The organism is Paraburkholderia sp. RL17-381-BIF-C (assembly GCF_046026435.1).
Taxonomy (GTDB): domain Bacteria; phylum Pseudomonadota; class Gammaproteobacteria; order Burkholderiales; family Burkholderiaceae; genus Paraburkholderia.
This window is the reverse complement of the sequence record NZ_JARESX010000010.1, coordinates 26,091-45,931: the sequence shown is the minus strand read 5'-3', so window position 1 is coordinate 45,931 and position 19,841 is coordinate 26,091. Positions and strand designations below refer to the sequence as shown.

The 19,841-nt window shown below is 65.5% G+C and carries 18 protein-coding genes; 7 read left to right on the top strand and 11 right to left on the bottom strand.

The window, feature by feature from the left end; genetic code table 11:
• Window positions 1-34: 34 nt before the first annotated feature.
• Window positions 35-1,417, top strand: a complete 1,383-nt coding sequence (locus tag P0D70_RS09225) for a DUF6513 domain-containing protein (protein WP_408184210.1) — start codon at window positions 35-37, stop codon at window positions 1,415-1,417.
• A gap of 22 nt (window positions 1,418-1,439) precedes the next feature.
• On the opposite strand, the gene rpe is transcribed toward P0D70_RS09225, so the two are convergent.
• The 8 genes from rpe to P0D70_RS09185 form a co-directional block, all read right to left on the bottom strand.
• Window positions 1,440-2,159 carry a ribulose-phosphate 3-epimerase gene (rpe, locus tag P0D70_RS09220; protein WP_091803552.1) on the bottom strand — a complete coding sequence of 240 codons (720 nt, stop codon included), beginning with the start codon at window positions 2,157-2,159 and terminating at the stop codon, window positions 1,440-1,442.
• 29 nt (window positions 2,160-2,188) lie between these two features.
• Window positions 2,189-3,226: a class II fructose-bisphosphate aldolase gene (gene fba / locus P0D70_RS09215; protein ID WP_408184209.1), complete on the bottom strand. Its 1,038-nt coding sequence runs from the start codon at window positions 3,224-3,226 to the stop codon at window positions 2,189-2,191.
• 65 nt (window positions 3,227-3,291) lie between these two features.
• A complete protein-coding gene (gene tkt / locus P0D70_RS09210; protein ID WP_408184208.1) occupies window positions 3,292-5,343 on the bottom strand; it encodes a transketolase in 2,052 nt (683 codons plus the stop codon).
• A gap of 46 nt (window positions 5,344-5,389) precedes the next feature.
• Window positions 5,390-6,262 carry a phosphoribulokinase gene (locus tag P0D70_RS09205; RefSeq protein ID WP_091803556.1) on the bottom strand — a complete coding sequence of 291 codons (873 nt, stop codon included), beginning with the start codon at window positions 6,260-6,262 and terminating at the stop codon, window positions 5,390-5,392.
• Between the two features lie 64 nt (window positions 6,263-6,326).
• Window positions 6,327-7,454: a class 1 fructose-bisphosphatase gene (locus tag P0D70_RS09200; protein ID WP_408184207.1), complete on the bottom strand. Its 1,128-nt coding sequence runs from the start codon at window positions 7,452-7,454 to the stop codon at window positions 6,327-6,329.
• 26 nt (window positions 7,455-7,480) lie between these two features.
• Entirely contained in the window at window positions 7,481-8,530 is a 1,050-nt protein-coding gene (gene cbbX / locus P0D70_RS09195; protein ID WP_408184206.1) for a CbbX protein, read from the bottom strand.
• A gap of 55 nt (window positions 8,531-8,585) precedes the next feature.
• Window positions 8,586-9,014 carry a ribulose bisphosphate carboxylase small subunit gene (locus tag P0D70_RS09190; protein ID WP_408184205.1) on the bottom strand — a complete coding sequence of 143 codons (429 nt, stop codon included), beginning with the start codon at window positions 9,012-9,014 and terminating at the stop codon, window positions 8,586-8,588.
• A gap of 109 nt (window positions 9,015-9,123) precedes the next feature.
• On the bottom strand, window positions 9,124-10,623 hold the full coding sequence (locus tag P0D70_RS09185; protein WP_408184204.1) for a form I ribulose bisphosphate carboxylase large subunit: 1,500 nt from the start codon (window positions 10,621-10,623) through the stop codon (window positions 9,124-9,126).
• A 473-nt stretch (window positions 10,624-11,096) separates the two neighbouring features.
• Here P0D70_RS09185 and pqqA point away from each other — a divergent pair, with 473 nt between their 5' ends.
• From pqqA to P0D70_RS09170, 3 genes are all read left to right on the top strand, one after another.
• On the top strand, window positions 11,097-11,171 hold the full coding sequence (pqqA, locus tag P0D70_RS09180; protein WP_013342881.1) for a pyrroloquinoline quinone precursor peptide PqqA: 75 nt from the start codon (window positions 11,097-11,099) through the stop codon (window positions 11,169-11,171).
• Window positions 11,172-11,272: 101 nt separating this feature from the next.
• Window positions 11,273-11,872 (top strand): DUF447 domain-containing protein, encoded by a 600-nt coding sequence (locus P0D70_RS09175; RefSeq protein WP_408184203.1) that lies wholly within the window; start codon window positions 11,273-11,275, stop codon window positions 11,870-11,872.
• Window positions 11,873-11,898: 26 nt separating this feature from the next.
• Window positions 11,899-12,642, top strand: a complete 744-nt coding sequence (locus P0D70_RS09170) for a (5-formylfuran-3-yl)methyl phosphate synthase (protein ID WP_408184202.1) — start codon at window positions 11,899-11,901, stop codon at window positions 12,640-12,642.
• Window positions 12,643-12,732: 90 nt separating this feature from the next.
• On the opposite strand, the gene P0D70_RS09165 is transcribed toward P0D70_RS09170, so the two are convergent.
• The 3 genes from P0D70_RS09165 to P0D70_RS09155 all read right to left on the bottom strand — a co-directional run bounded on the left by P0D70_RS09165 (window position 12,733) and on the right by P0D70_RS09155 (window position 15,691).
• Complete coding sequence (locus P0D70_RS09165; RefSeq protein ID WP_091803572.1) at window positions 12,733-13,323, bottom strand: amino acid kinase family protein; 591 nt, start codon at window positions 13,321-13,323, stop codon at window positions 12,733-12,735.
• Between the two features lie 152 nt (window positions 13,324-13,475).
• The gene (locus tag P0D70_RS09160; RefSeq protein WP_408184201.1) at window positions 13,476-14,615 is read right to left on the bottom strand and encodes a hydantoinase/oxoprolinase family protein; all 1,140 of its coding nucleotides are present in this window, start codon (window positions 14,613-14,615) and stop codon (window positions 13,476-13,478) included.
• A complete protein-coding gene (locus P0D70_RS09155; protein WP_408184200.1) occupies window positions 14,612-15,691 on the bottom strand; it encodes an ATP-grasp domain-containing protein in 1,080 nt (359 codons plus the stop codon). The genes P0D70_RS09160 and P0D70_RS09155 overlap by 4 nt, the downstream gene beginning before the upstream one ends.
• A gap of 14 nt (window positions 15,692-15,705) precedes the next feature.
• On the opposite strand from P0D70_RS09155, the gene P0D70_RS09150 reads away from it, so the two are divergent.
• From P0D70_RS09150 to P0D70_RS09140, 3 genes are all read left to right on the top strand, one after another.
• Window positions 15,706-16,464 carry a HisA/HisF-related TIM barrel protein gene (locus P0D70_RS09150; protein WP_091803582.1) on the top strand — a complete coding sequence of 253 codons (759 nt, stop codon included), beginning with the start codon at window positions 15,706-15,708 and terminating at the stop codon, window positions 16,462-16,464.
• Between the two features lie 286 nt (window positions 16,465-16,750).
• Complete coding sequence (locus P0D70_RS09145) at window positions 16,751-18,127, top strand: molybdopterin-binding domain-containing protein (RefSeq protein WP_408184258.1); 1,377 nt, start codon at window positions 16,751-16,753, stop codon at window positions 18,125-18,127.
• Complete coding sequence (locus tag P0D70_RS09140; protein WP_408184199.1) at window positions 18,124-19,824, top strand: formylmethanofuran dehydrogenase subunit A; 1,701 nt, start codon at window positions 18,124-18,126, stop codon at window positions 19,822-19,824. The genes P0D70_RS09145 and P0D70_RS09140 overlap by 4 nt, the downstream gene beginning before the upstream one ends.
• The last annotated feature ends 17 nt before the right edge of the window (window positions 19,825-19,841 follow it).

Genomic DNA, 19,841 nt, shown 5'->3' with positions numbered 1-19,841 from the left:
TCAATACGCCTTGCGCGGACCGACGCGTACTGACATGGACCACATTGTCTTCCTGACTGGCCGGCTCGCCGAAAAGAGCCTGATCCGCGTGCTCGAAAGCATGGCGCCGACGCCGTTCAGTTGGGAGATTCGCGAAATCGGCCTGCAGGTCGCCGCCCTTATGACGGCCGACATGATCCGCCGCCGGGTGCCTGTTCCGCTCGCGGCACAGCGCGTGATCGTGCCGGGTCGCTGCCGTGGCGATCTCGCCGCGCTGGCCGAACACTACGGCGTGCCATTCGAGCGCGGCCCGGAGGAGGTCAAGGATCTGCCGCAATTCTTCGGCCGCGAGGCGCAGCCTTTCGACCTGACGCGCTACGAGACCGACATTTTTGCCGAGATCGTCGATGCGCCTCGGCTCGACCTGGACGGCATCGCCGCGCGGGCGCGCGAGTACGCCGCACAGGGCGCCGATGTGATCGACATTGGTTGCCTGCCCGAAACGCCGTTTCCGCATCTGGAAGACGCGGTGCGCCTGCTGAAAGGCCAAGGGTATCGTGTGAGCGTCGATTCGATGCGTAGCGAAGAACTGTTGCGCGGCGGCCGGGCCGGCGCCGACTATCTGATGAGCCTGAACGTCGATACGCTATGGATCGCCGACGAGGTGCCGTCCACGCCGATCCTCGTCGCCCGCGAACCGGGCGATCCGGCCTCGCTCGACGCCGCGATCGAGCTGCTCGCCGCACGCGGACGCGCGTTTCTCGCCGACCCGATTCTCGATCCGATTCCATTCGGCCTTGCCGCGTCGATTGCGCGTTATGTCCGGCTGCGCGAGCGTTACCCGGATATTGCCATCATGATGGGCATCGGCAATGTCACCGAGTTGACCGAGGCCGACACCAGCGGCATCAACGCCGTCCTGCTCGGCATGGCCGCGGAGCTTCGCGTGAGCGCGGTGCTCACCACGTCAGTCAGCCTGCATGCGCGGCGCGCGGTGCGCGAAGCCGACGTAGCCCGCCGGGTGATGCACGCCGCCCGCGAGGCGCAGGTGCTGCCCAAAGGCATCAACAGCGATCTCGCGACCGTTCATGCCAAACGCCCGTTTCCGTACAGCGCCGCCGAAATCGACGAGTTTGCCCGCGACGTGCGCGACCCCAACTTCCGTGTCCAGGTCAGCGCCGACGGCATTCATGTCTACAACCGCGACGGCCATCGCCAGGCAGGCGACCCATTCGCGCTCTACCCTGACCTGCATCTCGAAGCCGACGGCGGCCACGCATTCTATATGGGCGTCCAGCTCGCGCGCGCGGAGATCGCATGGCGGCTCGGCAAGCGTTTCGATCAGGACCAGCCGCTCGACTGGGGCTGCGCGATCGAGCGTCCCGAGCAGGACCTCACGGCATGGCACGCGCCGGGCGAGACGATGAAAAAGCGCTGAAGGCCGGCGCCCGAGCGTCCATTCATTGCGCCATCGCCAACGCGCCGGCGCCTTCGCTGTCTTCGTTTACCTGCTCCAGTTCGTCGCGCATCGCGGCGATCGCCCGCGCGTAGTCGCCGGCGCCGAACACCGCGGAACCCGCCACGAATACATCCGCGCCCGCCGCCGCGATCTGCGCGATATTGGCCGCCTTCACCCCGCCGTCCACCTCGATCAGCAAGCGCCGCCCGGTCCGCTGCATCGCCGCATCGACCCGTTCGCGCAACGCCCGCAGTTTATCCAGCGTTTGCGGAATGAACGCCTGCCCGCCAAAACCCGGATTCACCGACATCACGAGCACCACGTCGAGCCGCTCGATCACATGGTCGAGCACCGTGAGCGGCGTGGCCGGATTGAGCGCCAGTCCCGCGCGCGCGCCGCTCGTCTTGATGAGCTCGATGGTGCGGTGTACGTGCAGCGACGCTTCCGGATGAAAGCTGATGGTATTCGCGCCCGCTTCGGCAAAGCTGGTCACGAGCGAATCGACGGGCATCGTCATCAGATGCACGTCGATCGGCACCGACGTATGCGGGCGAATGGCCGAGCACACGAGCGGCCCGACCGTGAGGTTCGGCACGTAATGATTGTCCATCACGTCCAGATGAATCCAATCCGCGCCGGCCGCGGTCACGTCGCGAATCTCGTCGGCCAGGCGGGCAAAATCCGCCGACAGCAGCGATGGGGCGATCAGGAAATCACGCATGGGCGTCTCCTTGGAAACAGGTCAGTGGTTTAGTGGTAACGGCGCGCCATCGCATCGAGCGGCAAGGGCTTGATGCGCGACGCCTGGCCCGCGCAGCCGAACGCCTCGAAACGTTCGACGCAGATCGCGCTCGCCGCCGCCGTCGCCGCCTTCAACGCGGCGCGCGGGTCGAATTCGGTGCGTGCATTCGCCATCGACTTGCGCATCGCACCGCTCATCGCGAGCCGGATGTCGGTGTCGATATTGACCTTGCGCACGCCATGCGCAATGCCGCGCTGGATTTCCTCGACGGGCACGCCGTATGTGGTGGGAATCTCGCCGCCGTATTCGCGGATCACCGCGAGCCACTCCTGCGGCACCGACGAGGAACCGTGCATGACGAGATGCGTGTTCGGAATCCGTTCATGAATTTCGACGATCCGGTCGATCGCGAGAATATCGCCGGTCGGCTGGCGGCTGAATTTGTATGCGCCATGCGACGTGCCGATCGCAATCGCCAACGCGTCCACGCCGGTCGCCTCCACGAAAATCTGCGCCTCGCGCGGATCGGTGAGCAACTCGTCGCGCGAGAGCTGGCCTTCGGCGCCCACACCGTCCTCGTCACCCGTCGTGCCGGTCTCGAGCGAACCGAGACAACCGAGTTCGCCTTCGACGGAAACGCCCACCGCGTGCGCCGCCTCGACGACCCGGCGACTCACGTCGACGTTGTACTCGTAGGCTGCGGGCGTCTTCTGGTCGGGCAGCAAGGAGCCGTCCATCATCACCGACGTGAAGCCCGAGCGGATTGCCTGCTGACACACCGCCGGGCTCGCGCCGTGATCCTGGTGCAGCACGAGCGGGATATCCGGATGCGCCTCCAGCGCAGCCAGCACGAGATGGCGCAGGTACGGTTCGCCCGCGTACTTGCGCGCGCCCGCCGACGCCTGCAGGATCACCGGACTGGCGGTCGCTTCGGCGGCCTGCATGATCGCGTGGATCTGCTCCATGTTATTCACGTTGAAGGCGGGCACGCCGTAGCCGTGCTCGGCCGCGTGGTCCAATAGTTGCCGCAGTGCTATGAAGGGCATCGCAAAACTCCTCAAAGTCGAATCGGATCTGAACGTATTGGGTCGCGGCGTCCCGCACGGCGGCGTTATCGCGCGCGTTGCGCGACGCGGCGGGCTTCATCCACCACGGCCCGCGCGGTCAGGTCGAAATGCTCGAACAGCGCGGCAGCGGGGGCGGATTCGCCGAAGGTATCGATACCCACCACGCCGCCTTCGAGTCCCACGTATTGCCGCCAGAACGCCCGCACGCCCGCTTCGACCGCGACGCGCGGCACACCCGGCGGCAGGACCGCGTCGCGCCATGCGCCGGGCTGCCGGTCGAACACGCTGGTGGACGGCATCGACACGACCCGCGCGGCGATGCCCGCTTCGGCGAGCAGCACGACAGCATCGAGCGCAAGTGAGACTTCCGAGCCGGTGGCGATCAGCACGACCCGCGCTTGCCCAGCTTGGCCCGCCTGCGCCGGCCAGTCGCGCAACACATAGCCGCCGCGCTCGATCGCGTCGATCTGTTCGCCGCTGCGTGCGGCGAACGGCAGATTCTGGCGGCTCAACAGCAGGCACGACGGGCCGTCGCGTTCCACCGCGCTCGCCCACGCGCGAGCGGTTTCGACGGTGTCGCACGGACGCCAGACATCGAGTCCGGGAATCAGCCGCAAACTCGCCGCGTGCTCTACCGACTGATGCGTCGGCCCGTCTTCGCCGAGGCCGATCGAGTCGTGCGTGAACACGAAGATCGAACGGGTCTTCATTAACGCGGCCATGCGTAACGCGCTGCGCGAATAATCGGAGAACGTGAGGAAGGTGCCGCCGAACGGAATATGCCCGCGATGCAGCGCGATGCCGTTCATCACCGCGCTCATGCCGAATTCGCGCACGCCGTAGTGCAGATAGTTGCCGCCTCGCAGTCCGTTGTCGTCGGCGTGCACGTCGACCGAGGTTTTCCAGTTGGTGAGGTTCGAGCCGGTCAGGTCGGCCGAACCGCCCAACAGTTCGGGCAATGCGCGAGCCAGCACGGTGATTGCCTGCTGCGAGGCCTTGCGGGTTGCAATCGATTCGGCCGCGTGGTCCGCGTCGCGCACCATCGCGCGGACCGCATCGCGCCACTGCGCGGGCAGCGTGCCTTGCGTGCGGCGCTCGAACTCGGCCGCTTCATGCGGATAGTGCTGGCGATAGGCTGCGAAACGCGTGTTCCAGTCGCCTTCAGCGCTCGCGCCCCGCTCGCTCGCGTCCCACAGCGCGCGAACCTCTGCCGGCATCGCGAACGGCGCATGCGGCCAACCGAGCATGCGCCGCATGTTCGCGACTTCGTCGGCGCCGAGCGGTGCGCCGTGTACATCGTGCGTACCCGCTTTTGACGGCGCCCCCTTGCCGATCACCGTGCGGCAGCAGATCAGCGTCGGCCGGTCCGTTGCGCGTGCGCGCGCCAAGGCCTGGTCGACCGCGTCCACGTCGTGTCCGTCCACTTCGCGCACGACATGCCAGCCGTACGCCGCGAAACGCGCCGGGGTGTCGTCGCCGAACCACTGCGCGACGTGGCCGTCGATCGAGATGCCATTGTCGTCGTACAGCACCGTGAGCTTGTCGAGCTTCAAGGTGCCGGCGAGCGAGGCCGCCTCGTGCGAAATGCCCTCCATCATGCAGCCGTCGCCGGCAAATACATACGTGCGATGATCGACGATGGAATGGCCGGGCCGGTTGAATTCGCGCGCGAGCAGCGCCTCGGCGAGCGCCATGCCGACAGCGTTCGCCAATCCCTGCCCGAGCGGGCCAGTGGTCGTTTCGACGCCGGGGGTCACGCCCACTTCAGGATGCCCGGGCGTCTTGCTGTGCAATTGCCTGAACCGCTTGAGTTCCTCGATCGGCAGGTCGTAGCCGGTGAGATGCAGCAACCCATACAACAGCATGGAGCCGTGCCCGTTCGACAACACGAAGCGGTCGCGGTCGGGCCACGCCGGATGACGCGGATTGTGTTTCAGATGCCGGTCCCACAGCGCGACGGCAATCTCGGCCATGCCGAGCGGCATGCCGGGATGACCGGACTTCGCGGCTTCGACCGCATCGATCGCGAGCATGCGCAGCGCGTCGGCCATCAGCCGGGTTGCGGGTGTTGCGACGGATTCTGCGACAGCACTCATCGAATGTCTCCTTGCTCGAAATGGACGGACCGTGTTGCGCGGCGCCTCAGGCGCGCGCCCGACGGTCGACCAGTTGCAGAATCATCGGCGTGAAAATCAGTTGCATCGCCAGACCCATCTTGCCGCCCGGCACGACGATCACATTCGGGCGCGACATGAACGAGTCGTGCAGCATGGTCAGCAGATACTGGAAGTCGATTCCCTTCGAGCGAGCGAAACGGATCACGACGAAGCTCTCGTCTGGCTGCGGAATCTCACGGGCGATAAACGGATTCGATGTATCCACCGTCGGCACGCGCTGGAAGTTCACATGTGTGCGCGAGAACTGCGGGCAAATGTAGTTCACGTAGTCAGGCATGCGCCGCAGGATCGTATCGACCACGGCCTCGTGCGAGTAACCGCGCATGGTCTGGTCGCGATGCAGTTTCTGGATCCATTCGAGGTTGATGATCGGCACGACGCCGATCAGCAGATCCGCGTGCCGCGCAATGTCGATATCGTCGGTCACCACCGCGCCGTGCAGCCCTTCATAGAACATCAGGTCCGTGTCGGGCGTCACGTCCTCCCACGGCGTGAAAGTTCCGGCATCCTGCTTGTAGAGCCGCGTTTCGGGTTCGTCATGCACGTAGTGGCGCAACCTTCCGGTGCCGTTCTCGCCGTAACTGGCGAACAGAGACTCGAGTTCTTCGAGGAGATTCGCTTGCGGTCCAAAATGGCTGAAATTCGGCGCGCCATCCCGCTCGTGCTCTTTCATGGCCTCGCGCATGCCGTTGCGGTCATAACGATGAAAAGCATCGCCTTCCACGATCTGCGCGTTGATCTTTTCGCGCCGGAAAATATGGGTGAAGCTCTTCATCACGGTCGTGGTGCCGGCGCCGCTCGAACCGGTTACCGCGATGATCGGGTGTTTGACTGACATGCGCTTGTCTCCGGATAGTAATGTTCTGGTCGGCCGCGCTTCGCGAGCCTGGGTATTCGGACCGCTAGGCGGTGAAACCCGGCAGGAACAGCGAGCGCCGGCTGAAAAGCGGTGAGCTGAAGGGCTGATCCTCGCCACGGTCGTATTCACCGTGATAGCGGCCGATGCGCTCCACCTCGTTCTTCGAGCCGAGAATCACCGGCACGCGTCCATGCAGCGCGCGCGGCACCACGTCGAGAATGCGCTCGCGCCCGGTGATCGACAGACCGCCCGCCTGTTCGACGAGAAAGCTCATCGGGCTGGCTTCATACAGAAGCCGCAAGCGCCCTTCCATAGCCGCCGTCTTCGAGTCGCGCGGGTACATGAACACGCCGCCGCGCATCAGGATGCGATGCACCTCGGCGACCATCGAGGCGATCCAGCGCATGTTGAAGTCGCTCGCGCGACATCCGCTGCGCCCGTCCTTGCATTCCTGCACATAGCGGCGCACCGGCGGTTCCCAGAACCGTTCGTTGGACGCGTTGATCGCGAACTCGACGGTGTCTTCGGGAATGCGGATATTCGAATGCGTGAGCACGAAGTTGCCGATGTCGCGCTCCAGTGTGAAGCCATGCGTACCGTTGCCGACCGAGAGCACGAGCATGGTCGATGGGCCGTAGACGGCGTAACCCGCCGCCACCTGTTCGCGGCCCGGCCGCAAAAACGCGGACTCGCCGATCGTGCCGCGCGGCTCGCCCGCGTTGCCGTCCACGTTGCCGTCGCCATTGCGCAGCACCGAAAAGATCGACCCCACCACACCGTTGATGTCGATATTCGACGAACCGTCGAGCGGATCGAAGGCGAGCAGATAGTCGCCGCGCGGGTAGCCAGGCGGAATCGAATAGACGCTCTCCATTTCCTCGGACGCCATCGCCGCCAGCAGTCCGTCCCATTCGCATTGCTGCACGAAGATTTCGTTGGTCGCGACATCGAGTTTCTTCTGCTCTTCGCCGTGCGTGTTGAGACTTTGCGCGGAACCGTAGTTGCCGCCGAGCGCGCCTTTGGTGAGCATCGCGGAGATCGACTTGATCGCGGCGGCGACGTCGATCAGGAGCGCCGAGAGGCCGGCGTTACGTACCGTCCCCGCCGAACTGGGCTGGCGGTCGAGGGTGTCGATCAGAAACTTCGAAAGCGTCGTACGTCCGTCTTGCATGGCGATCTCCTGAGGATTGTTTTCGTTTAGCCTGGCGGCGCCGGCACGGCGCGCGTTGCATGAGAGGACGCAGGCGCCCCGGCGGTTGCGGCGAGCGGTTCAGTGAACACGCGGCTCGCACGCACGTCGGCGGCGGCGATCAGGGTGAGCGCGGCTGCGTCGATCGGCGCGCCGCCTTGCATCGCCGTGGCGAACAGACGATTGGCCTGGCGCAGCCGTGAGCGATCGAGTGCATTGCGTACCGAGCGGGCGTTGGCGAAATTCGCCTGGCGGGTGCGCAGGGCGAGATAGTCCGCGAAAGCACGCCGCGAATCGGCGTCGAAACGGTAGTGCATCGTCGCGAGCATGCGCTCGGCGATGTCGAGCAGTTCCGCGCCGTCGTAGTCGGGAAACGTGATGTGATGCGCAATGCGCGAGCGAAAGCCCGGATTGCTCTCGAAGAACACTTCCATGCGATCCGCGTAACCGGCCAGAATCACCACCAGATCGTCGCGCTGGTTTTCCATGGTCTGAAGCAGGATTTCGATCGCCTCCTGACCGTAATCGCGTTCGTTTTCCGGGCGGTACAGGTAATAGGCTTCGTCGATAAACAGCACGCCGCCCATCGCGCGTTTCAGTACGTCGCGCGTTTTCGGCGCGGTATGGCCGATGTACTGGCCGACCAGATCGTCGCGCGTAACTGAAACCAGATGATTGCGGCGAATGTAGCCGAGCCGGTGCAGCACTTCGGCCATGCGCAGCGCGACGGTGGTCTTGCCCGTGCCGGGATTGCCCGAGAAGCACATATGCAAGGTGGGCGCACCGCTCGCGAGACCGAGCGAATCGCGCCCGCGCTCAACCAGCAGATGCGCCGCGATCTCGCGAATGCGCGTCTTCACCGGAACGAGCCCGACCAGATCGCGGTCGAGTTCGGCGAGCACGTCGCCGATGCCGGAATCGCGATAGAGCGCGGCGAGATCGACCTGCGGCGCTGGCGCGCGCCTGTCGTGCAGCGCGACAGCGGCAGCGTCCCGCTCTGCGGAAACCGGCGCGTTCGTGTCCGGCGCGTTCGTGTCGATGGCGGCAGCTTCGGTCATGGCCACTCCTTCTGCTCATGGCGGTTCATCGAGCCTCGCATTGCGAGGCCATCTTCTAATGCGCCGGCCCGTATCGCTCACCCGACGGCCGGTCGCCCGCGTAGCCCGACAACCCGTAACGCTGCACCCGTCCCGGGCCGTCCTGACGCGTCAGGCGGAACCCTGGCTCCCCGTCCGGACGGTTGACGATGAACGAAAGCCGCATCGTCTCGAAGCCGCGCACCGAGTCGAATGCGTTGATCTTGATGTAGTGCTGCGGCTGCGCCTCGCGGCACGCCTTCACTTCCTGCATCACGCCCGCCGCATCGTGCAGATCGAACATCGGCAGGCCCCACATTTCCCAATAGGTGTTGCGCGGATGCGGGTCGTCGGTGAATTCGACCGAACAGGCCCAGCCCTGGCGCAGCGCATAGTCGATCTGCAAGCTGATCTCCTCGTCGGTCAATTCCGGCAAGAAGGAAAACGTGCCCTGTGTAATACGCATGACGTACCTCGTTGATGAATGCAGCGTTCGGAACGGCGCCGACAGTCTCCCGCGCAGTGCGGCGGCACTGCGGTCAGACCTGCGCGGAGAATCTTCAAATGCCCGCCGCTCAAGCGGCGGTCGGCGTGGCGGCGAAATCCGGCGTGTCGGTGGACGCGTAGTTGAAGGTCACGTCCCGCCACGTATCGAGCGCCTGCTTGAGCGGCGTACACCAGCGCGCCGCGGCTTCGAGAATGCCCGGCCCTTCGTGAACGATGTCGCGGCCCTCGTTGCGCGCCTTCACCATGGCTTCGAGCGCGACGCGATTGGCCACCGCGCCCGCCTGAATCCCGGCCGGATGGCCGATCGTGCCGCCGCCGAACTGCAGGATCGCGTCGTCGCCAAACAGATCGAGCAGTTGATGCATCTGTCCCGCATGAATACCGCCCGAGGCCACCGGCATCACTTTGCGCAGGCCGGCCCACGGCTGGTCGAAGAAAATCCCGCGCGACAGGTCGACCTCGTTGTGCGCCTCGCGGCACACGTTGTAATAGCCCTGCACCGACAGCGGATCGCCTTCGAGCTTGCCGACCGCCGTGCCCGCATGCGCGTGATCGACGCCCGCCATACGCAGCCACTTCGCGATCACGCGAAACGAAATGCCGTGATTGCGCTGGCGCGTATAGGTGCTGTGTCCCGCGCGATGCAGGTGCAGGATCATGTCGTTCCTGCGCGCCCAGCGCGCCATCGATTGAATCGCGGTCCAGCCGATCACCAGATCGATCATTACGATGCATGAACCCAGTTCCTTCGCGAATTCGGCGCGCTCATACATGTCCTCCATCGTGCCGGCCGTCACGTTCAGGTAATGCCCTTTCACTTCACCCGTCTGCGCTTGCGCGTGATTCACTGCTTCCATCGCAAACAGAAAACGGTCGCGCCAGTGCATGAACGCCTGCGAATTGATGTTCTCGTCGTCCTTCAGAAAATCCAGCCCGCCACTCAATCCTTCGTACACCACGCGACCATAGTTCTTGCCCGACAGTCCCAGTTTCGGCTTGACGGTGGCCCCAAGCAGCGGCCGTCCGTACTTGTCGAGTCGTTCACGTTCGACGACGATGCCGGTCGGCGGCCCCTGGAAGGTCTTCAGATAAGCAACAGGTATGCGCATGTCTTCGAGACGCAGCGCCTTGAGCGGTTTGAAGCCGAACACGTTGCCGATGATCGACGCGGTCAGGTTCGCGACCGACCCTTCTTCGAACAGATCGAGTTCATAGGCGATGTACGCGAAGTACTGCGGCTCGCCGGCGTTCGAGGCCGGCACCGGATCGACACGATAGGCTTTCGCGCGGTACATGTCGCATGCGGTCAGCCGGTCGGTCCACACCACGGTCCAGGTCGCCGTGGACGATTCGCCTGCCACGGCCGCCGCCGCCTCCTCCGGATCCACGCCGGGTTGCGGCGTAATGCGAAAGAGCGCGATCACGTCGGTATCTTTCGGCGTGTAATCCGGCTGCCAGTAGCCCATCTCGCGATACTTCATCACGCCCGCGGCGTACCGTTCGCGAGGGTTCGCCGCATCGCGCGGCTTGTGTATGGAATCGATCACCGGTTGACTGAAATCGTTCATGACGTATCCTCGAGTGTGAACAGGCGCGCTGCCGGAAGAACGAAGCGCTTGTGTGCACTGTAGGCATGAACGCAGTCATTGAGAATTCACGATTTTATTTGGCAGACTTAACCGATCCGTTATCCATCACGGAAACGCGAAGCGAATTTTCAACACCCGCGCTCGGAACGGTGGACAATGGTTCATATGGGAACTGCAAGCATGGCGTGACAGGAGGACAGCAGGCGTCTGCCCGTCATGGAACACTTTGCTGCATTCCCGGAACAGTGCGCGGCGTCACAGTTTCGTGCCGCCCGCCCGGTCGCCGCGCCGGTGCAATTCGGCAAACGCTGTATTGCGGCGCGTCAGTGCGCGGTTCATGCCGCGTGGTCGAAAACCCGGCATGGAGCTTGCGTGGTAATGAACGCCAATGCAGTTCGGCATCACGCCGGACCGACGGCGCAACGCTGTATCACTACATGGAGGAAGCACATATGCAATGGACGACTCCGAGCTACACCGATATGCGTTTTGGTTTCGAAATCACGATGTATATCGCTACGCGTTAAGCCCGCAAGGGCCGCGAGACGCGGCCCTTCTGCGGATTGGTGGGTTAATCCCTAGCTAGACGGCCGGCCTTTCGGCGCTGCCAGGACACGCGTTCCCAGCCATGATCCACGAAACGATCGTCACCACGGCAGCGTGCGATGGCCGTCCTCATATCGCGCCGATGGGAGCCCGTTATGAGGGCGACTTCGTCATCCTCTCCCCTTTTCGTCCTTCGGTGACGCTCGACAATATCGTCGCATCGCGCGCCGCGGTATTGAACTTCACCACGGACGTGCGCATCTTCGCCGGCTGCGTCACGCATTGCGCCACCGATTGGCCGACACTCGCGGCAAGCCGCGTGGCCAGCGTCAGGCTCGCCGAGTCGCTCGCGCATACGGAACTCGAACTCGACGAACTCCGCGACGACAAGGAGCGCCCGGTGCTGCGCATGAAATGCGTGCACCGCGAAAACCATGCGCCGTTCGGCGGCTTTAACCGCGCCCAGGCCGCGGTGGTGGAAGGCGCGATTCTCGTCAGCCGGCTTTTCATGCTGCCCGCCGACAAGGTGGACCGCGAAATGGCCTACCTGCAGATCGCCATCGACAAAACCGCTGGCGAGGTCGAACTCACCGCCTGGAGCTGGCTCACGGCCGCGATCGCGCGGCACCGCGACAATCTCGCAGCTTCCGGCGGTTCGGCCGCCGAACTGGTATCCCACTAGCCTTTCCCGTGTTTCGGAGAATCTCGATGACCGCATTGCTCGCGAGCGTCCGCTCGGACGACGAGGCGTTCGACGCCGCCCAGGCCGGCGCCGACCTGATCGACCTGAAAGAGCCGAACGCGGGCGCGCTCGGCGGTGTGTCGATTAGCGATATCACGCGGATCGCGCGCCGGCTGCGCGCCCATTACCCGGTCAAGCCGATCAGCGCGACGATTGGCGACGTGCCGTCGGACGCACTGGACGAGATCGCCACACGCGTCATCGAAGTCAGCGACGCGGGCGTCGATTATGTGAAAGTGGGCGTGACGCGCGGACCGGCCGCACGGCACTGCCTCGATCAACTGGCCAGCCTGCCGGCGGCGGTCGTGCCCGTGCTGCTGTGCGACGGCGGCATGGACGGCGAGCTGGTCGCTTACGCGGCCACGCTCGGCTTCGTGGGCATGATGTTCGACACGTCCGGCAAGGACGGCAGCACGCTATTCGACCACGTGGATAGCGACACGCTCGCGCAGTGGCTACGGATCACACGCGAGCGCGGCGCCATGAGCGGCATTGCCGGTTCGCTCGGCTGGGCGCAGTACGACCAGATTCGTGCGCTCGCGCCGGATGTGGCGGGTTTTCGCACGGCGCTCTGTGTCGATGGACGGCGCTCGCGGCTCGATCCGCAACGCGTCGCGCAATGGGCCGCCGCGCTGCATCGTCCTGCGGGCGAGGTGAGCGGCGCCGTTGCCGCAGCGGATGCGAGCGCCGCGGGCGTGGCCCATTTCTAAGGCGCGCTTGCCGCTTGCGCATGTCGTTGCAAGTCGTTGCAAGTCGTCGCATTTCGCCGCACGGACAGCAACACGCAACGCGGCCGGGCGCTAGCTCACCGGCGTATTCAGCAGCCGGTCGCGCATCAACGCGACATTGTCCTTGTTGAGCAGTTCGACCACGTAGTTGGCTTCGTTCACATAGTCGACGAAACACCGGTCGACCACGCCGCTCGCGGCCAGCGTCTCGAGCCGCTCGCCCTCGGAGATCGGGCATGACTTCACCACGATCAGCCGCTCGGCGTTGAGCATCGTCGAGAGCCATGCGGCGAGGCTGTCCGAGGTGGTGTCCCAATTGCTCATCGCGTCCGGCGTGTCGCGCATCAGCGCGGTCGGCACCCATACGGCGACATGGCCGTCGCGCAGCGCTCGGCGGATCTTCGCCTCGCTCGAAGCGAGCACGAGTTCAGGCAACACCCCTTGCATGAGAATCGCGTATTGCGTCATGGCGAGCAGACACATGTTATGGGCGGCGAGATCGTCGAAGCGCCACTCGCTCTGGTATTGCCGCACCTTGTCCGCGAAATCGCCGCCACCGGGCACGATGACGACGCGCCCGCCCCCCACTTCACAGAGCTCGGTGAGCCAGTGGCGCAGCGTCGGCTCGTGACTCAGGCTGCCCCCGATCTTGACCACCCACATGACCGTTGTCCTCGCTTCCGATTGACTGCATTTGCCTGCTGTTTGCTCAACTGCGTGACACGTCTGCCTGTTGCGCCGCGTCTGGCAGCGGCTTTTCCGCCTCGCGCGGCAAACCTGCGCCACGCCGAGTCGTTCGCCTCAAGTCGTTCGCCTCACGCCGCCCGCGGCGCCGCGCTGCGGTTTTCGTCGATGGCTTCGCTGTGGTGCAACGCCGCCAGCAATGCCACCGCCACACTCGGCGCGCACGTCGCGGCCCAGTCCAGGCGGCTCGCCGGCACCGCCGCCAGCGCGCCGAAATCGATGTAGCCACGCGCCTCTTCGCGCGCCAGCGCCGCCGCGAGAAAACGTCCGCAGCCGGCGCCCACCAGCGGCGCGGCGGCGAGTTCAGGGTGCGCCGCCGTCACGCGCGCCAGATTCACGCCGATTTCGCGCATCTGCAACTCGCGCCAGCGGAGCGCGAACCTGCGCCATTCGGCCGGGTCCGCTTCATGGGCATCCCGGCCGATCATCCGCGCGAGCCGTGTGCGGCTTGCGCTCTGCGTCTTCGGTCCCTGGTCGGCGCTCGGGTACAGGTCGTACTGCGGCGCCAGTTCACCCGTGAGCCGGTAGACGTCCGCCGTGGTCGCAAACCATTCGTTCATCACGTTGACGGCCGCCCCGGCGAATTCGATGCGCTGCGCGATACCGCACAACGGCGTGCGCACCACGCCCTGGTACACGAGTTCGCCCGTGGCGAGCCGCCCGGCATCGGTCGCGGCACGCGCGACGACACAGCCGCCCGCGAGCGGAATGATGTCGGTGGTGGTGCTGCCGATGTCGACGAGCAGCGCGTCGGATACGCGTGCCGCCACCCAGCGCGCGGTCGCGAGCCAGTTCGCCGAGGCGACGCTGCGCCAGCCGGCCGCGCAGGTCTGCGGCGTAAGCCAGCCTGCGTCGCCGGCGTAGAAGCGCAGCCGCGGCCCGAGCCGCTGCGCCAGCGCGGCGGCGATCGCCCGCACGCCTTGCGCGCGGTCCTCGAACAGGTCGACCATCTCGCCGGTCATTGTCACCGCGTGTTGCGCGGCCGCTGTCTGCGCGGCGGGCCAGCGTTCGAAGACGAGGTCGATGGTTCGCTCGAGATGGTCGAGCCCCTGCCACAGCGGACACGCCCATTGCGCGATGTCGAGCACGGCGCCGTGGCCATCGGTCAGCGAAACCTTGACGTGCGCGCCGCCGACATCCCAGCCGAATATCGGCGCGCGTTGTTCCGTCGTGGGGGTTGCATGCTTAACCGTGACATGCGCGGCGCTCATGGCTGGGCTCCGCAGGCACACGGCGCGCCATGGCTGCGCGCCGCCGGACCGGATCGCTCGATGCGCACCCCGTGCGCGGCGAGCAGCGTGCGTGCGAGGTTGCCGCCCAGCGCCTCGGAAAGGCCGGCATACGCGACGGTCAGCCGCGGATTGACCTCGATCACAACCGGCCCGCGCTGCGGATGCCACACCACGTCGATGCCGACAAAGCCGCGCAAGCCCGGCATTGCCTTCGCGACGCGTTGCGCGAGCACGTCGAGCATGCGGCCCTGGTCGCCGGCCGGATCGATCTGGTTGACCGTCACGCCGTCGAATTCGACGATGCGCGGTTGCTGCCCCGCATCGCCTGCGCTCAAGCTGATTTGCTGACGGTTGATGCTCACGAGTTCCACGCCCTCGGCGCGGCAGACGAGCGAAAGGCTGAGCGGTTCGCCTTCGACCCATGACTGCAGTACGGGTTTGCGTGCGGCGGCCGCGCGGGCTTCGTATTCGGCGCAGGCGTCGACGAAATTGTCGAACACGAAGGTATCGAGACCGCCCGCGCCGTCGTCGGGTTTCACGACCCAACGCTCGCCGCGCCGCTCATCGGCCTGTGCCGGTTCGGCCTGTCCGGGTTCGATCTGTCCGGGTTCGATCGCAGGCGTGGTGGCGATGCCATGCGCCGCGAGGCACGCCGCCGTCGCGCTCTTGCTCGACGCCACGCGGATCGCTTCTTTCGCGCAGCCGAGCCAGCGCGCCGCGCCCACCGCATCGTACAGACGCAGCAGCAGCCCATCGCATTCCGGCGCGATGATCCACGCGTAATCGTGCTCACGCGCCGCACGCGCGACGAAAGCCGTCATCGACTCCCCTTGCGCGGCCCTACAATGAGCGAGCGCCGGGTCGACGGTTTCGAAGCGCGAACTCGCGAAGCTCACTCGCACACCGTCGAGTTCGCGCAGGTCGTTCGCGAGCGCGTCGCGCATCACCCGGCCTTCGACGATCAGCGCGCTCAGGTCGGCGAGACTCGCCGCGCCGGCATGCGCCGGGTCGATACCGCCGCCGGTGAGATACTCGAAGACAAAGATCTTGGTCAAAGGAACGCGCCCCTATGCAGGTGATACCGGTTCTCGATCTGCTCGACGGACACGTGGTGCGCGCGGTGCGCGGCGAACGCACGGCTTATCGGCCGATCCGCTCGTCGCTCGCCGCCACCAGCGAGCCGCTTCACATCGCTCGTGCGCTGCTTGCCGCAAGCGGCGCACGAACGCTCTATATCGCCGACCTCGGCGCGATCCTTCAGCAAGGCGCTCATGTCGAGACGCTCGCTGCATTGCGTGCCGCCCTGCCCGGCACTGACATCTGGCTCGACGCGGGCTATGCCGACTACTCGTCGATGCATACGCTGTTCGAACGCATCGAAGCCACCGGCAAGCGCAACAGCCACAGCGGCAATCCACCTCCTGCGCACGATCTTGCGACTCTCGTACCTGTCTTCGGCACCGAGTCGCTCCACGACCTCGACGCGCTCTGCGCCGCCGACGCTGCCGGACTCTCGCCGATCCTTTCGCTCGACCATCGCGCCGGCCAACTGCTCACCGCTACCGCATTCGAACGCACCGCCGCATGGTGGCCTCGAAGAGTGATCGCGATGACACTCGATCAGGTGGGCAGCTACGACGGCCCCGATCTCGCCACCGTCGAACGCATTCGTGCCGCTGCACCCGCGCAAACCGCCGTGATCGGAGCAGGCGGCATTCGTGATCGCGACGATATGGCGGCAGCAGCCCGCACTGGCGCTTCTGCGTGGCTCGTGGCGTCCGCGCTGCATGATCGCCGAATCGGCATGCCACTCACCGAGTCCACCTAAGCGAGCCATACAAATTCCATGCCAATCGGCGCAGGGGGTGTGCATGTAAACGAACGGCAAGCTGTTGTGGCAGTTCGTGACACTCTGCTCCAGGTTGACACACAACCTGTGCGGCGCAGCCGGCAAGCGCGTCGCCGAATCAGCGCCACGACTGCGCAATGCGGCGAAAACCGCGACCGTATCGATTGCTTTAAGCGCAGGGCCACATAAGCCACGCGCGACGCGTCGCACACCCGCGCCACCGGCTTGTATTCAGATCGGCATGGAGCTTGCTAAAAATGCGGCCATGCATCTCTCGCCCAATGATCCATCGTCCCCGAACCCGTCGGCCGCGGCCAACGTGCCCGCCTCGACAGTGACGCGCGATTGGACCTGCCCGTTCTGCCCACTGCTGTGCGACGACCTCGTCGTCGAGTCTCGAGAAGACGCCACGCTCGCCGTGCCGGATACCGAATGCCCGCGGCTCGCGCAAGCGCTTGCGTGTTTCGGCAATGCGGACGCAGCATGCCGCAACAGCGTCGACGGACACGACGCGGATCTCGATACCGCAGTGGCGAGCGCGGCGCGGATCCTGTCGTCGGCACGCCGCCCGTTGTTCGGTGCGCTGACCACGGACGTTGCGGGCACCCGCGCGCTGTACACGCTCGCCGCCGGCTGCGGCGCGATCCTCGACCATCTGCATGGCGATGCATCGAGCGCCGCCACGCTGTCATTGCAGGATCGCGGCTCGTTTTTCACGACGCTTTCCGAAGTGCGTTCGCGTGCGGACCTGCTGGTGTTTTTCGGCTGTCAGCCGTCGCAGCGTTATCCGCGATTTTTCGCGCGTACGCTGGAAGGCACGCCGCAGCAACGCGAGCTGGTGTTCGTCGGTTGCACGCCCGACCCGGCTGCGAGCGGCCTGGCGAATACACACGTCGAAGCGCTCCTGCCGCACGCCGATCCTTTCGACACGCTCGCGCTCTGGTCCGCGCTAGCCGAAGGCCGTGAAGCCGGCACGTTGCAAGACGACGGCACGGGTGCGGCACAAGCACTGGCCACGCTGCAGGCGCGCATCGCCGCCGCGCACTACACCGTGCTCGTCTACGAGCCTGCCGCACTGCCCGGCCCGCACGCCGCATTGCTGATCGAAGCCTTGAACCGGATCGTCAAAGCGGCAAACCGCACGGTACGCGCCGTCTGTCTCGCGCTCGGCGGCGACGACGGCGCATTGACCGTCAACCAGACCGTGACCTGGCTCTCGGGTCTGCCACTCCGCACGCGTGTCTCGACGCCGGCACGCATCGCCCGCGCGGCCCCGCTCGACTACGATCCGTATCGCTATCGCACGGCCAGACTGCTCGCCGAGGGCGAAATCGATGCCCTGCTGTGGGTCGCCAGCTTCGCACCGCCGGCATGGCCGCAAGCGCTCGACGAGAGCGTGCCGGCGATCGTGCTCGGCCATCCCGCGTTAGCCGACGCCGCCAAAGCGCGCGGCGGCGCCACGGTCTTCATTCCGGTCGCGACGCCAGGCATCGATAGCGGCGGCCATCTGTTTCGTGTCGACGGTTCGGTCGTCATGCCGCTCTCTCCTGCGCGAGGCGCGGCGCTGCCCTCGGTGGCGGCGATCGTCTCGCAACTGGCCGCGCGACTCGTCGCCGAGCCCGCCGCGCAGGTGCAGCCATGAGTCTCGTCCGGCTCAAAGGCGGCACGATCTACGACCCGGCGAACGGCGTCGACGGCGAGCGCCGCGATCTGACCTTTCGCGACGGCCGCGTTGTCGACCTGCCCGCCACCACGCCGGCCGACCATGAATACGATGCCACCGGCATGATCGTGATGGCAGGCGGTATCGACATGCACTCGCATATCGGCGGCGGCAAGACCAATCTTTCGCGCCTGCTGCTACCCGAGGATCATCGCGACGATCCTGTGCGGGACGCCGCCTACGAAGCGGTACAGGACGCGAACGGCCGCTACCTGCGGCTGCCGTCGTGCGGCGTGTGCACGCCCGGCACGCTCGCGACCGGCTACCGCTACGCCGAGATGGGCTACACGGCCGCGTTCGAACCGGCCATGATGCCGTCAAACGCACGCCACACGCACCTCGAAATGGGCGATACGCCGATCATCGACCACGGCGCGTATGTGATGCTCGGCAACGACGAACTGTTCCTGCAGATGCTCGCTGCACGCAATGACTTCGAGCGTCTGCGCGACTACATCGGCTGGACGATTCACTCGAGCAAGGCGCTCGGCGTGAAGGTCGTCAATCCGGGCGGCATCTCCGCATTCAAATTCAACCAGCGCTCGCTCAACGTCGACGAGCCGCACGTGCACTACGGCATCACGCCGCGCGATGTGCTGCACACTTTGTCGCGCGCGTTGACCGAACTGCGCGTGCCGCATCCGCTGCATGTCCACGCGAGCAATCTCGGCGTGCCCGGCAATATCGATTCGACGATCGCCACCATGGATGCCGCCGACGGGCTGCCGATCCATCTCACGCATATCCAGTTTCATAGCTATGGCACCGAGGGTCCGCAAAAATTTTCGTCGGGCGCGCGGCAGATCGCGGAAGCGGTGAACGCGCGGCCGAACGTGTCGATCGACGTCGGCCAGATCATCTTCGGACAGACCGTCACGGCCTCCGGTGACACCATGATGCAGTTTCGCAACACGCCGCTCGCGCGGCCGCACAAATGGGTGGTCGGCGATATCGAATGCGACGCGGGCTGTGGCGTGGTGCCGTTCCGCTATCGCGAGCAGAGCTATGTGAATGCATTGCAGTGGATCATCGGGCTCGAAATCTTTTTGCTGGTCGACGATCCGTGGCGTGTCGCGATGACGACCGATCATCCGAACGGCGGCCCGTTTACGAGCTATCCGCATCTGATCCGTCTGCTGATGGACAAATCGTTTCGCGACGAGCAGCTCGCGAAGCTCAATGCCGACGCGCAAGTGGCGAGCGCGTTGCCGCAGTTGCAACGCGAGTTCTCGCTGTACGAGATCGCCATCATCACGCGCGCCGGACCGGCTCGCCTGCTCGGACTGCGCGACCGGGGCCATCTGGGCGTGGGCGCCGCGGCGGATATTGCCGTCTATCGCGATGTCGCGGACCGCGAGCGGATGTTTACGTCGCCCGCTTATGTGTTCAAGGACGGCGAACTGGTCGCGCGCGACGGCACGCTCGTCGCCACGCCCACGGGCGGCATCCATTTCGTCTCGCCCGAATTCGATCGCGGCATCGAGAAGACGCTGCGCGCCTACAGCGACGCTAATCTCGCGAGCAACTTCGCGCATGCGGCCATCAGCGACGACGAGATCTGCAATTGCTGCCGCGGCGGCAGATTGCTGCCGGTCGAATGTCTCGCGAACGGCTGAGCACAAAGTGAAGCGCA

Bases quoted from the DNA above. Each gene is read 5' to 3' on its own strand.
- P0D70_RS09165 (WP_091803572.1), bottom strand. From the start codon at position 13,323: ATGTGGGTGGTCAAGATCGGGGGCAGCCTGAGTCACGAGCCGACGCTG.
- P0D70_RS09200 (WP_408184207.1), bottom strand. From the start codon at position 7,454: ATGCAAGACGGACGTACGACGCTTTCGAAGTTTCTGATCGACACCCTC.
- P0D70_RS09185 (WP_408184204.1), bottom strand. From the start codon at position 10,623: ATGAACGATTTCAGTCAACCGGTGATCGATTCCATACACAAGCCGCGC.
- rpe (WP_091803552.1), bottom strand. From the start codon at position 2,159: ATGCGTGATTTCCTGATCGCCCCATCGCTGCTGTCGGCGGATTTTGCC.
- P0D70_RS09175 (WP_408184203.1), top strand. From the start codon at position 11,273: ATGATCCACGAAACGATCGTCACCACGGCAGCGTGCGATGGCCGTCCT.
- P0D70_RS09190 (WP_408184205.1), bottom strand. From the start codon at position 9,014: ATGCGTATTACACAGGGCACGTTTTCCTTCTTGCCGGAATTGACCGAC.
- tkt (WP_408184208.1), bottom strand. From the start codon at position 5,343: ATGAGTGCTGTCGCAGAATCCGTCGCAACACCCGCAACCCGGCTGATG.
- P0D70_RS09140 (WP_408184199.1), top strand. From the start codon at position 18,124: ATGAGTCTCGTCCGGCTCAAAGGCGGCACGATCTACGACCCGGCGAAC.
- P0D70_RS09150 (WP_091803582.1), top strand. From the start codon at position 15,706: ATGCAGGTGATACCGGTTCTCGATCTGCTCGACGGACACGTGGTGCGC.
- P0D70_RS09160 (WP_408184201.1), bottom strand. From the start codon at position 14,615: ATGAGCGCCGCGCATGTCACGGTTAAGCATGCAACCCCCACGACGGAA.
- P0D70_RS09205 (WP_091803556.1), bottom strand. From the start codon at position 6,262: ATGTCAGTCAAACACCCGATCATCGCGGTAACCGGTTCGAGCGGCGCC.
- P0D70_RS09225 (WP_408184210.1), top strand. From the start codon at position 35: ATGGACCACATTGTCTTCCTGACTGGCCGGCTCGCCGAAAAGAGCCTG.
- cbbX (WP_408184206.1), bottom strand. From the start codon at position 8,530: ATGACCGAAGCTGCCGCCATCGACACGAACGCGCCGGACACGAACGCG.
- P0D70_RS09145 (WP_408184258.1), top strand. From the start codon at position 16,751: ATGCATCTCTCGCCCAATGATCCATCGTCCCCGAACCCGTCGGCCGCG.
- P0D70_RS09170 (WP_408184202.1), top strand. From the start codon at position 11,899: ATGACCGCATTGCTCGCGAGCGTCCGCTCGGACGACGAGGCGTTCGAC.
- fba (WP_408184209.1), bottom strand. From the start codon at position 3,226: ATGCCCTTCATAGCACTGCGGCAACTATTGGACCACGCGGCCGAGCAC.